The organism is Variovorax sp. 01T439_2, assembly GCF_056398445.1.
The window spans coordinates 1-12,918 of record NZ_JBFTPJ010000046.1 but is presented as its reverse complement, the minus strand read 5'-3'; the positions used below and the strand labels follow the sequence as shown (position 1 = coordinate 12,918).

14 protein-coding genes are annotated in these 12,918 nt (G+C 69.1%); 5 read left to right on the top strand and 9 right to left on the bottom strand.

The features are described from left to right. The coding region (locus tag AC1DOC_RS04015) for a Y-family DNA polymerase (RefSeq protein WP_478129429.1) at positions 1 to 686 on the bottom strand (686 nt) is incomplete at its 3' end. A gap of 108 nt (positions 687 to 794) precedes the next feature. Between AC1DOC_RS04015 and AC1DOC_RS04010 the strand changes: the two genes are divergently transcribed. Continuing rightward, positions 795 to 1,634, top strand: a complete 840-nt coding sequence (locus AC1DOC_RS04010; protein WP_436042836.1) for an RNase A-like domain-containing protein — start codon at positions 795 to 797, stop codon at positions 1,632 to 1,634. A gap of 21 nt (positions 1,635 to 1,655) precedes the next feature. Here AC1DOC_RS04010 and AC1DOC_RS04005 read toward each other — a convergent pair whose 3' ends face one another. From AC1DOC_RS04005 to AC1DOC_RS03995, 3 genes are all read right to left on the bottom strand, one after another. Next, positions 1,656 to 2,276, bottom strand: a complete 621-nt coding sequence (locus tag AC1DOC_RS04005) for a hypothetical protein (protein ID WP_478079682.1) — start codon at positions 2,274 to 2,276, stop codon at positions 1,656 to 1,658. Positions 2,277 to 2,362: 86 nt separating this feature from the next. Further along, entirely contained in the window at positions 2,363 to 3,820 is a 1,458-nt protein-coding gene (locus tag AC1DOC_RS04000) for a TRAP transporter large permease subunit (protein ID WP_478129428.1), read from the bottom strand. A gap of 10 nt (positions 3,821 to 3,830) precedes the next feature. Continuing rightward, complete coding sequence (locus AC1DOC_RS03995; RefSeq protein WP_012746474.1) at positions 3,831 to 4,355, bottom strand: C4-dicarboxylate ABC transporter substrate-binding protein; 525 nt, start codon at positions 4,353 to 4,355, stop codon at positions 3,831 to 3,833. A gap of 95 nt (positions 4,356 to 4,450) precedes the next feature. Between AC1DOC_RS03995 and AC1DOC_RS03990 the strand changes: the two genes are divergently transcribed. Then, positions 4,451 to 5,014, top strand: a complete 564-nt coding sequence (locus AC1DOC_RS03990) for a putative glycolipid-binding domain-containing protein (RefSeq protein ID WP_478079679.1) — start codon at positions 4,451 to 4,453, stop codon at positions 5,012 to 5,014. Beyond that, on the top strand, positions 5,014 to 6,384 hold the full coding sequence (locus tag AC1DOC_RS03985; protein WP_478129427.1) for a hypothetical protein: 1,371 nt from the start codon (positions 5,014 to 5,016) through the stop codon (positions 6,382 to 6,384). The genes AC1DOC_RS03990 and AC1DOC_RS03985 overlap by 1 nt, the downstream gene beginning before the upstream one ends. A 28-nt stretch (positions 6,385 to 6,412) precedes the next feature. On the opposite strand, the gene AC1DOC_RS03980 is transcribed toward AC1DOC_RS03985, so the two are convergent. Together AC1DOC_RS03980 and AC1DOC_RS03975 are read right to left on the bottom strand one after the other, a co-directional pair. Beyond that, positions 6,413 to 7,750: an MFS family transporter gene (locus AC1DOC_RS03980; protein ID WP_478079677.1), complete on the bottom strand. Its 1,338-nt coding sequence runs from the start codon at positions 7,748 to 7,750 to the stop codon at positions 6,413 to 6,415. A gap of 141 nt (positions 7,751 to 7,891) precedes the next feature. Next, positions 7,892 to 8,734, bottom strand: coding sequence for an EamA family transporter (locus AC1DOC_RS03975; RefSeq protein ID WP_478079676.1), 843 nt, complete (start codon positions 8,732 to 8,734; stop codon positions 7,892 to 7,894). Positions 8,735 to 8,862: 128 nt separating this feature from the next. On the opposite strand from AC1DOC_RS03975, the gene AC1DOC_RS03970 reads away from it, so the two are divergent. Continuing rightward, on the top strand, positions 8,863 to 9,747 hold the full coding sequence (locus tag AC1DOC_RS03970) for a LysR family transcriptional regulator (RefSeq protein ID WP_478083154.1): 885 nt from the start codon (positions 8,863 to 8,865) through the stop codon (positions 9,745 to 9,747). Between the two features lie 10 nt (positions 9,748 to 9,757). Here AC1DOC_RS03970 and AC1DOC_RS03965 read toward each other — a convergent pair whose 3' ends face one another. The 3 genes from AC1DOC_RS03965 to AC1DOC_RS03955 all read right to left on the bottom strand — a co-directional run bounded on the left by AC1DOC_RS03965 (position 9,758) and on the right by AC1DOC_RS03955 (position 12,551). Continuing rightward, a complete protein-coding gene (locus AC1DOC_RS03965; RefSeq protein WP_478079674.1) occupies positions 9,758 to 10,915 on the bottom strand; it encodes an alpha-hydroxy acid oxidase in 1,158 nt (385 codons plus the stop codon). 138 nt (positions 10,916 to 11,053) lie between these two features. After that, on the bottom strand, positions 11,054 to 11,938 hold the full coding sequence (locus AC1DOC_RS03960; protein WP_012746479.1) for a LysR substrate-binding domain-containing protein: 885 nt from the start codon (positions 11,936 to 11,938) through the stop codon (positions 11,054 to 11,056). 22 nt (positions 11,939 to 11,960) lie between these two features. Then, positions 11,961 to 12,551 (bottom strand): TetR/AcrR family transcriptional regulator, encoded by a 591-nt coding sequence (locus AC1DOC_RS03955; RefSeq protein WP_018903209.1) that lies wholly within the window; start codon positions 12,549 to 12,551, stop codon positions 11,961 to 11,963. 85 nt (positions 12,552 to 12,636) lie between these two features. Between AC1DOC_RS03955 and AC1DOC_RS03950 the strand changes: the two genes are divergently transcribed. Beyond that, on the top strand, positions 12,637 to 12,918 hold a 282-nt coding region (locus tag AC1DOC_RS03950), incomplete at its 3' end, for a DUF1348 family protein (protein WP_478129426.1).

Below are 12,918 nucleotides of genomic sequence, written 5' to 3'. Positions count from 1 at the left end.
GCCTTGGGTCCGATGCCGTTCACCTTGCGGCAGGGCAGCGGCCAGATGCGCGTCTGCAGGTCGTCTTCGTAGACCACCGAGATGCCGTTGGGCTTGTTGAACTCGCTCGCCATCTTGGCGATGAGCTTGTTGGGCGCCACGCCGATGGAGCAGGTGAGGCCGGTGGCCTCGAGGATGGCCTTCTGGATGAGCCGCGCGAGCGATCGGCCGCCGTCGCGCTGGCCGCCGGGCACATCGGTGAAGTCGATGTAGACCTCGTCCACGCCGCGGTCTTCCATCAGCGGCGCGACCTCCCTGATGATCTGCTTGAAGGTGCGCGAATACTTGCGGATCTCCTCGAAGTCCACCGGCAGGATGATGGCCTGCGGGCACAGCTTGGCGGCCTTCATGAGCCCCATGGCCGAGCCCACGCCGAACTGCCGCGCCGGGTAGGTGGCGGTGGTGATCACGCCGCGGCCCACGTAGTCTTTCAGCCGCGGAAAGGCCTCCACCGGAATGTCGGCCAGCGTGCCGCCCTCGGGCACGTGGCGGATCGCCTCGTCCACGCTGCGCCGCCCGCCGCCGATCACCACCGGCAGGCCCTTGAGCTGCGGATAGCGCAGCAGCTCGACCGACGCGTAGAAGGCGTCCATGTCGAGGTGGGCGATGCGGCGGATCGGGGGCGTTGGAACGGTCGGGGAGCTCACGGCATGGATTGTCTCGCGGCCGGGCGATGTTCGCCTGCCGGGCGGCYGCGTGCAAGAATGCGGCCGATTTGCAGGCTGGCCCTCCGGTGGCATGGAAAGGAATCTGGCATGGATGACGAAGTCGAAGGCATGACCATCGCGCTGACGCCGGTGCAGATGGCCGCGGTTCTGGGCGGGGAGGACGTGCCCGAATCCGCGAGCCTGAGCAACCGGCTCTGGGGCACGGTGGGGCTGGTGGGCGGCGTGGTGGAACTGGTGGGCGCCGGCATCCTGTGCGTCGCGCCCGAGCCCACGATGGTGACCAAGGCCGGCTGCGTGGTGCTGGGCGTGCACGGCTTCGACACCCTGGCGACCTCGGGCCGCCAGGTCTGGACCGGCACCCCGCAGCGCACCGCCACCGCCGTCACCGCCAGCTCGGCGGCCGAGGCGCTGGGCGCTTCGCGTGAAACGGCCGATGGCATCGGGCTTGCGGTGGACGTGGCGGTGCCGCTGGTCGTGGCTTCGGGGCTGGGCGCCGCACGCATCGTCGCCGTGATGCGCGGCGGCCGCATCCGCTTGGTGGAGCATGAGGCCGCGGCGGGATCGCGGCTGGGCGGCCACACCATGGCGCGCCACGTCGGGCAGACCGATGCCCAGCTGCTGGCCAGGGTGCGAACCGCCACCCGGCCGGGCCCGCGGGCGGTGTCCACCTTTGCCGACCTGGCCACTGCAGAACGCGCGATCACCGAGACCCTGCGCGCCAACGCCGCCGCGGTGCGCGCCTGGTCGCGCGGGGCGGCCGCAGGCAGCAAGTCGCCGGAGCTGGAGCACGTGCTGGGCTACGTGGTGGGGCGGGGCGTGCAGTTCGGCAGCACCGCCGTCAACGACCTCTCCGGCGTGCGGATCATCCTCAAGATGGAAACCTACAGCGGCAAGCCGTTCTACATCCTCACGGCCTATCCGATCTGAGCCGCGCGGCGCCGCGAGCGCCTACAGGAAGGACGGGGCTTCGCCCGTCGTCCACACGTCGGCGCCGAGTTCTTCGGCCAGGCGGGCCAGCAGCCTGGCGGTGCGCTCGCGCAGCGGGGCAATGCGGGCCTGCAGGCCGGCCCGGGGCAGCGCTGCGGCCTGGACGGTCGCGTCGGAATCGGGGTCGCTTTCGCGGATGTAGAGCGTGCCGTTGCGCCCCCAGGCCTCCACCGCCCAGCCCTGGTCCTGGTCGGCATAGACCATGCCCTCGTCGTGCCCCGCCACGGCGGCAAGGAAGTGGTCCATGGAAGAGAACGTGTCGTACCAGGGGAAGGACAGGTGCACGTCCGCATCCTCGTTGTCGAGCCGCAGATCCATCCAGAAATACTGGCGCACCTGCTGGAGTTTCAGCCCGCGCTGCCGGGCCAGTGCGGCCACCCGGCCGTAGTAGGCAGCAAGTTCCGCCTCGTGCCCGATGGCCTCCGGAACGCTCACCCGCAGGCGCTCGGCGCGCGGGAATTCCGGCAGCGCGAGCGGCTCGGGCGGGCGGTCCCGCACGGGATGGAACTCGTCCCACAAATGAAATGCGATCTCGGGCTCCAGCGAGTTGATCGGCTTGGCGTCGGCGAACCAGGGTTCCACTTGCGCGCTCCTCTGAATGGTCGGGCGGACGATGTTAGCCCGAGGCGCAGCCGCGCACTCTGCGGCATGTCCGGCGCGCATTCTTCTCAGGGCGGCGGCACCATGTCGCGCATGAGCTTGTCCAGCGCTTCGTCGCTCATCTGCTCGGCCGGCGCCAGCGCAGTCGGCGAAGTGCGCAGCCAGCGCGTGGTCACGGGCAGCGCCATCACCAGCGCGGCCACGGTGGCGAGCACCGCGAGGTAAGGCGCGAGCGCGCGCGCGACGGCGGCCGCAGGCGGCCGCGGCGCGACCTGGCCGCGCGCGAGCACCAGCGCATAGCCGAAGGGCGGCAGCAGGAAGCCCGCCTGCAGCACCAGCAGGGTCAGCTCGGCGATCCATGCTGCATCGTCGAGCTGTGCGAGCACGGGCGGCATCACGAYGGGAACGATCAGGAAGATCAGCTCGAAGGCATCGAGCACGAAGGCGAAGGCCAGCAGAACGGCCAGCACCACGCCCAATCCCGCCATAGGGTGGCCCTGCAGCGACAGCACGAGCCGTGCAATCAGCCCGTCGGTGCCGAAGCCGCGCAGCAGCAGAGAGAAGGTGGTGGCCGCCACCAGCAGCGCATACAGCGCGCCGGTGAGCGCCATGGCATCGTCGAGCACCTGCCACAGCACCGGGCGCGTGAGCTGGCGCGACGCCAGGCCCCAGCCGAGCAGCAGCACGCCGGCCGCGGCCGCGCCTTCGACCGCGCGCACCTTGCCGAGCGTGACCAGCACCAGCAGTGTGCCGATCAGCAGGGGCACGAGCAGCAGCGTCCAGCCCTCGCGCCGGTTCAATGGCTCCCGTTGCACCGGCGGCCGCGGCTTGCGCCGTGCGCCGAACCACGCCACCGCGAGCCAGCCGGCCAGCAGGACGGCGGCGGGTACCAGTGCCGCCTGCAGGATGTCCTGCGTGTTGACGATGCGGTTCGCGGCGCCGGCGGCGGCCGTCGGGAGCCCCAGCTCGCGGGCCATGTTCGTCCCTTCGGTGTGGGCGCGCAGCATCGCGTCGCCGAGCAGCAGCAGCACGAGCGAGGGCGGCACGCTCACGCCCAGCGTACTGGTGAGGGCCACGAGTGCGGTGCGCTGGGCCGGGGGCACTCCCTCGCGCGCCCAGCCCTCGCCCGCGGTGCGCGCCAGGGTGAGCAGGCTGGCGCCGACCGAGCCGTTCATCGGTGCGAGCATCAGGCCCAGCAGCATGCCTGCGAGTTCGGGCGCGGCCCGCGGTGTGATGCGTGCGAGCACCTTGCGCAGGCCGGTGTACAGGTGCTCGGCCAGGGCCAGCCGGTTGAGCAGCGCACCGACCAGCCCATACAGTGCCAGCGCCTGCAGCAGATCGTGCTCGAGCAGGCCGACGATGCGCCAGGGCAGGTTTTGCAGCAGCGCCAGGTCGAAGGCACCGAGCGCGAGGCCCGCAACAGCGCCCAGCGAGCACACGCCGAGCAGCACGGCGTAGGTCGGCCAGCCGGTGGCYATCATCAGCACCAGGGCCAGCGCAAGCAGGGCGAGTCCGGTCCATGCCATGGCGTTGCCTTTACGACCGCCGCCGCTCGCACCAGAGGTCGAGCGCGCCCTGCACCGCCAGCAGCGCCGCGAGCAGAAGCAGCGCAACCTTGATCATGAAGTAGCCCGGGTTGAAGGTGTCGGGAAAGCGTTCCAGCGCCGTCACTGCATCCGCGACCGGCACCGCGGCGCTGCAGACCAGGAACAGCGCCCAGGGCAGCACGCACAGTGCCGCGCCGATGCGGCGCAGCCGCGCGATGCGGCTCGTGGTGTCGGCCGCGAGGTCGGGCCGCGCCACCAGGTGCGCGCCGCGCCGCCCGGCATGCCGCAGCGCCACCGCCACGTAGAGCGCGAACAGCCACTGCGCGAGATCGTTGGCCTGCGTCGGCCCGCTGCCGGATCGAGTCAGGTCGCGCAGCGGCCATTGCACGAAGAGCAGCAGCGCGATCGCAATGGCCAGCGGCATCGCGGCGCGATCGATCAGGTCCAGCACGCGCAGCGATGGCGGCGCTGAAGGCGAATCGGTGGGTTCAGGATGTTCCGGCGGGAGCGTCATGTCGCGGGCAACCCTATCGCCGCAACCTGACCGCCACCTGCGGCAAAAAGGGCACGGCTTGCGCTCGGCGGCATGCCGGTGCCATCATCCGCGCCATGCAGACAGTTTCCTCCATCCTGTGGCGCAGGCTCGATGCACCGGGCCATGACGCCTGCCGGCTCGAGCGCAACGCGACCGCGTGGCAGCTCGACGGCGCCGCCGTGTTCCGCCTCGAGGACGGCCGCATCGGCCAGCTGCACTACCGCGTGCGCTGCGACCTGCACTGGCACACGCAGTGGGGCACCGTGCGCGGCTGGCTCGGCGGCGGCGCCATCGACCTGGCCATTGCCCGCGATGCGCGCGGCCACTGGAAGCTCAACGACGAGGCGGTGCCCGACCTGTCGCACTGCACCGACCTCGACCTGGGCTTCACGCCCGCCACCAACCTGCTGCAGCTGCGCCGGCTCAACCTGGCAAAGGGCGAGGGCGCCGATGCGCCGGCCGCCTGGGTCGACCTGGACGGCGGCGGCGTGCTCAGCGAGCTGATGCAGCGCTACGAGCGAACCGCCGCCGACGCCTACGCCTACGAGGCCAAGCGCTTCGACTACGCGGCCACCCTGCGCGTCACGCAGGACGGCTTCGTGCGCGACTACCCGGGCCTCTGGAGCGCCGAAGCCTGATGGTCGCCACGGCATTGATGACCCGCAGCAAACCACTTCTTCGCACCTTCGCCTTCGCGCTGCTCGGCACCATGGCCGCGCTGTTGGCCGAGGCCGCCGCTTGGGGCCCCAGGCCCGCGGCCTGCCCGGCGCCGGTGCCCGCGCAAACGCGCTGCTACACCGGTGCCGATGCCGCCGGCGCGCTCTACTGGATTGCCATACCGCAGGCGTGGAACCGCGTGCTCGTGATGCACGCCCATGGCGGCCCCGAGACCGGCCCGCCCAGGCTCGAGCGCAGCGAGGAAGACCTGAAGCGCTGGGCCGTCACCGTGCAGGCCGGCTACGCGTGGGCCGGCTCCACCTACCGGCGCGGCGGCTACGGCGTGACCATGGCCGCGGAGGACACCGAGCGCCTGCGCCGCATCTTCGTGCAGCGCTTCGGCCCGCCGCGGCGTACGCTGCTGCATGGCCAGAGCTACGGCGCGGGCGTGGCCGCGAAGGCGGCCGAACTCTATGCACCGGCCGGCGATGCCAAGAGCCTGTACGACGGCCTGCTGCTCACCAGCGGCGTGCTCGGCGGCGGCAACAGCGCCTACGACTTCCGGCTCGACCTGCGCGTGGTCTACCAGTACRTGTGCCGCAACCATCCCAAGCCCGACGAGCCGCAATACCCGCTGTGGCAGGGCCTGCCGATGGACTCGAAGCTCACGCGCGCCGAGCTGGCTGCGCGCGTCAAGGAATGCACCGGCGTCGGCCTGCCCGCGGCGCAGCGCCCGCCCGAGCAGGCCGCGCGGCTCAAGACCATCCTGTCGGTGGTGAAGATCCAGGAGCGCTCGCTGGCGGGGCACCTGAACTGGGCCACCTGGCTGTTCCAGGACCTGGTGCAGCAGCGCCTGGGCGGACGCAACCCCTTCGGCAACATCGGCGTGGCCTACCAGGGCTCGGCCGACGATGCGGCGCTGAATGCCGGCGTGGCGCGCTATGCGGCCGACCCGCAGGCCAAGGGCGCGCTCGCCGCCGACAGCCAGCCCACCGGCCGCACCGCGCTGCCCACCGTGGCGCTGCATGCCATCGACGACCCCACCGCTTTCGTCGAGCTCGAGAACGCCTACCGGCGCATCCGCGATGCCGCCGGCACGGGCGGCACGCTGGTGCAGAGCTTCAGCGCCGAGCGCGAGCACAGCTACCTGAGCGATTCGGAATACCCGGCGCTCTTCGAAGCCCTGATGGACTGGATCGACAAGGGCGAGAAGCCCACGCCCGCGAGCCTGGCGCAGCGCTGCGCGGCGCTGATGCCGCGCTACGGCACCGACGGCAGGAACGGCTGCCACATCAAGCCTGAATGGCAGGCGCCGGCGCTCGAAACCCGCGTACCCGTGCGGGCCCCCTGAGCGAGGCGAGTCAGCAAGCGGCGCAGGCTCAGTGGTCGTGGTGCAGGTAGCTCGCCTGCCGCGGCAGCCGCAGGCTCACGAGGAAGGCGATCACCATCATCGCGGTCACGTACCAGAAGAAGGCCGATTCGTGGCCCAGCGACTTGAGCCCCAGCGCCACGTACTCGGCCGAGCCGCCGAAGATCGCGTTGGCCACGGCGTAGGCCAGGCCCACGCCCAGCGCGCGCACTTCGGGCGGAAACATCTCGGCCTTCACGATGCCGCTGATCGAGGTGTAGAAGCTCACGATCGCCAGCGCCGCGATGATCAGCGCGAAGGCGGCCACGGCGTTGGTGGTGTGCTGCAGTGCCGTGAGGATCGGCACCGTGGCCATGGCGCCGAGCCCGCCGAACAGCAGCATGTTGTTGCGCCGCCCGATGCGGTCCGACAGCGCGCCGAACAGCGGCTGCATGCACATGTAGAGGAAGAGCGCGCCGGTCATCACGTAGCTGGCGGTCTTGATCGGCAGGTGCACCGTGTTCACCAGGTACTTCTGCATGTAGGTGGTGAAGGTGTAGAAGATCAGCGAGCCGCCGGCCGTGAAGCCCAGCACCGTCAGGAAGGCCGGCATGTGGTGCTTGAAGAGCCCGGTCATGCTGCCGGCCTCCTTGTTGGCCTTGGCTTCGGCGCTTTGCGTCTCGTGCAGCGTGCGCCGCAGCAGCAGCGCCACCACCGCGGCCACCGCGCCGATGACGAACGGAATGCGCCAGCCCCAGGCCTTGAGCTCGGCTTCGGTGAGCAGCTGCTCGAGCACCACGATCACCAGCACCGCCAGYAGCTGCCCGCCAATCAGCGTGACGTACTGGAACGACGAGTAGAAGCCGCGCTGCCCGCGCAGCGCGACCTCGCTCATGTAGGTGGCGGTGGTGCCGTATTCGCCGCCCACCGACAGGCCCTGGAACAGGCGGCAGACCAGCAGCAGGAACGGCGCCCAGGCACCGATCTGCGCATAGGTGGGCAGGAAGGCAATCACCAGCGAGCCGCCGCACATCATCGACACCGAGATCAGCAGCGAGGTCTTGCGCCCGACCTTGTCCGCAATGCGCCCGAACAGCCAGCCGCCGATCGGCCGCATCAGGAAGCCCGCCGCGAACACGCCGGCGGTGTTCAGCAGCTGCACCGTCGGGTCCGACTTGGGAAAGAACGACGACGCGAAATACAGCGCCGAGAAGGCATACACGTAGAAGTCGAACCACTCGACCAGGTTGCCCGACGAGGCCGCCATGATCGAGAAGACGCGGTGGCGTTTTTCTTCTGCCGTGTAGTGGGGAGGTGGTGGCGATGCGAGGGCCGATGAGCTCCCCGGATTGGAAGTGGCTGCGCTCATGATGCGTTGTGCCGCCCGTGCAGGCGATGTTGTTGGAAGCAACATTTTCTGCACCCGCGCATATGCGCGCTGTCAGCCAGCGCCGCAAGCCTGATGCCCGAGGGGGCTTAGGAAGCGAGGGATTGCTCGGCCGCCATGCGGCTAAAGCCGCAGCTTCACCAGCAAGATGCCCGCAAAGACGAGCACGGAGCAGGCGATGCGGTGCCTGCCGAGCTGCTCCTTCAGCAGATAGGTGGATATCAGCGCCACGAAGAGAACGCTGCTCTCCCTCAGGGCCGACACGGTGCCCATGGGCGCCTGCGCAAGCGCCCACACGGCGATCCAGTACGCGCCTATCTGCATGGTGCCGGCCATCGCGCTCAACGAGAGCGTCCGGCCGTCAACGCGAAAGGCGGCGCGTCCCCTCCACCACAGGACGATCAATGCAGTCGCGATACCGTCGCCAATGGTCAGCAGCACGGCAAAGCCCAGCGCGGATTCCGACCGGCGTGCGCCCAGCGCATCCACGACCGTATAGGACGCGATCAACAGGCTGATCGCCATGGCATAGAGCGTCCCCCGATGGGCGCCTCCCTGCGCCCGGTGCTGGAAGGCGAACGCCAGCACGCCGATGCTGAGACACAGGACGCCGGCGATCTCTCCCGGTGAGGGCACCTCTCCCACCATGAACGCTGCAGCCAGCGTCACGAGTAGCGGAGCCCCGCCCCGCGCGATGGGGTAGACGTGCCCCAGGTCTCCATGCTGGTAGGCGATCGGAAGGGCGAAGTGGTAGGCCGTGTGGATGCCTATCGAGAGCGCGAGCAGAGGCCAATCGGTCGAGGCAGAAACACCCACGAATGGCAGAGCAACCAGGGAGAGGCCGCTGCCGATCAATGTCGTGAGCGCCATCACGGCGATCTTGTCACCGCCTACCTTGATGGCGCTGTTCCATATGGCGTTCATGAGTGCCGCCAGAAGAATGGCCAGAAAGACACCGTCGCTCACGCGCCTGCCACCTTCTTCGATGAACCCATTTCGCACTCCCCCGTTTGTTTGCCGATGCGAGCGATGGTGGTTCCTCGCTACCATTCCGTAAAGTTGAATTTTCTAGCCGCTGAAGTCAGGAATCCTGAATGCGCAATCTCAACCTCGACCAGCTCCAGACGCTCATCGCCATTGCCGACCTCGGCACGCTGGCGGCTGCGGCGCAGGCGCTGCACTTCGCGCCGCCCACGGTCAGCCTGCACATCCGTGAGCTGGAATCAAGGCTCGGTGCGGTGCTCGTCGAAAGAGGGCGGCGCCAGGCCCGCCTGACCCCGGCCGGCTTGGCGCTGGTGGAAGGCGGCCGAAAGCTGCTTGCAGGCGCGGATGAACTGAGCGATCAGGTCCGCAGGAAATCGGAGGGGCGTGAAGGCGTCGTGCGGATCGGATCGTCCGCCGGCGTCAGCGCGCATCTGCTGCCGGCGCTGCTGGCCCGGCTGTCGAAGCGCAGCCCGGGCGTGGATGTCACGGTCAGCATCCTGAGTTCGGTCGAGGCCATGGCGCGGTTGCAGGCCGGCACGCTCGACATCGGCATCGTCGCGATGCCCCAGGCTCCCTGCGCGGGTGTGAAGCTGGTTGCATGGCGCAATGACCCGATGGTGGCCATCGTGCCCCGCAGCTGGAAGTCTCCCAAGCTGATCACCCCGCAATGGCTGGCCGAGCGGCCCTGGATCTCGTTCGACCCTGCCACGCAGATGTACAGGCTCATTGCCGCATGGTTTGGCCAGGCCAGCCTCAACCCGCGGGCGCGGATGCATCTGAACTATCCGGAAGCCATCAAGAGCCTGGTTGCCGCAGGCCACGCGGCGGCCATCCTGCCGTTCGAGCCGCACAACAAGGACGCCATGGCGGACGCGCTGGTGCTGCGGCATCTGAAGCCCACGCTCAGCCGGCCGCTGGGCCTCGCCCATCGCGTGACCAAGAGCCGCGACAACGCGATCCTGAACGTGTTGCAGACCTTGGGCGAATTCGCGTGAAGGTCCGGGCTTAGAAGGTCCCTGGCAGCAGGATCCCCGAATCCACGTTCTCGATATTCGTGTGCCCGCAAAAGGCCATGGTGATGTCGAGTTCCTTGTGGATGATCTGCAGCGCGCGCGTCACGCCGGCCTGGCCGTGGGCGCCCAGGCCGTAGAGAAAGCTGCGGCCGATCAGCGTGCCGCGGGCGCCGAGCGCGCGCGCCTTGAGCACGTCCTGGCCGCTGCGGATGCCGCCGTCCATCCACACCTCGATCTCGCGGCCCACGGCATCGACGATGGCGGGCAGTGCCGCGATGGAAGAGGGCGCGCCGTCGAGCTGGCGCCCGCCGTGGTTGGAGACGATGAGCGCGTCGGCGCCGCTCGCGGCCGCCAGGCGCGCGTCTTCCACGTCCATGATGCCCTTGAGGATCAGCTTGCCGCCCCAGCGCTTCTTGATCCATTCGACGTCGGCCCAGTTGAGCGCGGGGTCGAACTGCTCGGCAGTCCAGGACGACAGCGACGACAGGTCCTTCACGCCCTTGGCATGGCCCGCGATGTTGCCGAAGGTGCGGCGCTTGGTGCCGAGCATGCCCAGGCACCAGTGCGGCTTGGTCGCCAGGTTGATCATGTTGGCGATGGTCGGCTTGGGCGGCGTCGACAGGCCGTTCTTGATGTCCTTGTGGCGCTGGCCGAGGATCTGCAGGTCGAGCGTGAGCTGCAGCGCAGACACGTTCGCGGCCCGGGCTCGCTCGATCAGGCGCTCGATGAAGTCGCGGTCCTTCATCACGTAGAGCTGGAACCAGAACGGGTGCCGGCCGGTGTGCTCGGCAATGTCCTCGAGCGAGCAGATGCTCATGGTCGAGAGCGTGAACGGAATGCCGAAGGCCTTGGCCGCGCGCGCGCCCAGGATCTCGCCGTCGGCATGCTGCATGCCCGTGAGGCCGGTGGGCGCGATGGCCACGGGCATCGCAACGTCCTGCCCGATCATGGTGGAGCGCGTGGATCGGCCCTCCATGTTCACGGCCACGCGCTGGCGCAGCTTGATCTTCTGGAAGTCGCTCTCGTTGGCGCGGTAGGTGCTTTCGGTCCATGCGCCGGAATCGGCGTAGTCGTAGAACATCTTCGGCACACGCCGCTTGGCGATCACCCTCAGGTCTTCGATGCAGGTGATCTTGGAAAGGTCGGCCACGGGGGAGTCTCCTGGGTAGTCTCTGTTGTTCGATCGCGCGAGCGGGGATTATGGGCACGCGCCGCCGCGGGCCGAGTGTGGCGTCCGGATGGGATCCCGATCTGAAAAATACCCAGGCCGGACCTGAAAAGAATTCAGTCAGTCCCGCAGCGCCTGCCGCAGCCATTCGACGAAGGTCGCGCACTCCCAGCGCTCCATTGCCCCCGGCCGCCAGCACAGGAAATAGGCATTGGGCGAGGGCACGCTCTCTGCCGAAAGCCGCACGAGGCGCCCGTTCTCCAGCCAGGCGCTGCCGAGCTTCAGGTGCATCAGCACCACGCCGAAGTCTTCGGCCGCGGCATCGAGCGCCAGGCCCAGGTCGTTGAACTGGTGGCCCGTGGCCGGCTCCGGCAGGCCGATGCCGCGGGCCTTGAACCAGGTGCGCCACGACTCGAGCGGCGTGCGCAGCAGCTGCACGCGCGAGGCCTCGGCATCGGTCGCAAAGCCGTCGAACGGCCCGTGGCGCTGTAGGTACGCCGGGCTGCAGGCGGGCGCTACGTCGTCGGCCAGCAATTGGCAGAACTCGCGGTCGTGAAAAGGCCCGGTGCCGAAGCGCAGTTCCAGGTCGGCCTCTTCGGCCGTCATGTTGCGCACCGGCATGGTCACCTGYAGCATCAGCTCGATGTTCGGATAGGCATCGCGAAACCGCGCGAGCCGGGGCAGCAGCATCTGGCGGGAGAAGGTGGGCGTCACTGCCACGCGCAGCCGCCGCACCTGCGATGCGGGCTCGCGGCCTGGCACCCGCTGCAGCGCCGCAATGGCCTCGCGCACGCGGGCCAGGTAGGCCACGCCGTCGGCGCTCAGGCCGAAGTCGTTGCCTGTGAAAAGCCTGAGTTCGAGCAGCGTCTCGAGCTGGCGGATGCGGTGGCTCACCGCGCTGGGCGTGACGCTGAGTTCTTCCGCTGCAATGTTCACGCTGCGCAGGCGCGCCACCGCCTCGAAGGCCTGCAGGCCCTGCGTGGAGGGAAGTCGCGTCGATGCCATGGGGTGTTTTCCGGGAGCGATCTTATCGATGCAGCGTGGCGGCCAGTGCCTCGAGCAGGCGCCGCAGGTCATCGACGGCTTCGCGCGCCAGCGCGGCGCCGCCCATCTGCGCCTTGACGATGGCACCGTCCACGCCCAGCGCCGCGGCCTGGGCAAGCGCCATGCGCGCGGGCAAGGCCGCGGGCAGCAGGCCGGCAATGACCTCCACCATCTCGCGCTTGTGCTCGCGCGCGCGCTCGGCGGCGCCCTCCACGCTGCCGCCCACCTCGGCCACCGCGTTGATGAAGGCGCAGCCGCGAAAGGCCGGGTCGGCGAACCATTCGGCCATCGCGTCGGCGAGCAGCAGCAGGGCACCGGCATCGCCGGCGCGTTCGTGCGCGCCGCGGCGCCCCAGTGCATCGACGAACCAGGCCATCCATCGTGCATGCCGGTGATCGAGAAAGGCGCGCACCAGGTCGTCCTTCGACGGGAAGTGCCGGTAGAAGGTGACCTTGGTCACGCCCGAGGCGGCAATGACGCGGTCGATGCCGGTGGCGCGGATGCCGTCGGCATAGAAGAGGTCGTGCGCGGTGAGCAGGATGCGCTCGCGCGCGGGCAGTGCGGAGATGTCCATGGGGCCATTGTAGGCATGTAGACAGGTCTGTCTACATGTGGCACATTGCGGGCCTTCGCCATCCCTCATTCAACGAAAGACCGCCATGGAATCCCGCCCGCCGCTGCCTCCCTTCACCCTCGAAACCGCAACGAAGAAGGTGCAGGCCGCCGAAGACGCCTGGAACACGCGCGACCCGGTGCGCGTGAGCCTGGCCTACACGCCCGACACCGAATGGCGCAACCGCGCCGACTTCGTCAACGGCCGCGAGCAGGTGGTGCAATTCCTCACCCGCAAATGGGAGCGCGAGCACGACTACCGCCTGAAGAAGTCGCTCTGGGCCTTCATGGACAACCGCATCGCGGTGCGCTTCGAGTACGAATGGCAC

Excerpts from the sequence above, each read along its gene's own strand:
- AC1DOC_RS03955 (WP_018903209.1), bottom strand. The coding sequence starts at position 12,551 with ATGGACATCTCCGCACTGCCCGCGCGCGAGCGCATCCTGCTCACCGCG.
- AC1DOC_RS03970 (WP_478083154.1), top strand. The coding sequence starts at position 8,863 with ATGCGCAATCTCAACCTCGACCAGCTCCAGACGCTCATCGCCATTGCC.
- AC1DOC_RS03990 (WP_478079679.1), top strand. The coding sequence starts at position 4,451 with ATGCAGACAGTTTCCTCCATCCTGTGGCGCAGGCTCGATGCACCGGGC.
- AC1DOC_RS03995 (WP_012746474.1), bottom strand. The coding sequence starts at position 4,355 with ATGACGCTCCCGCCGGAACATCCTGAACCCACCGATTCGCCTTCAGCG.
- AC1DOC_RS04010 (WP_436042836.1), top strand. The coding sequence starts at position 795 with ATGGATGACGAAGTCGAAGGCATGACCATCGCGCTGACGCCGGTGCAG.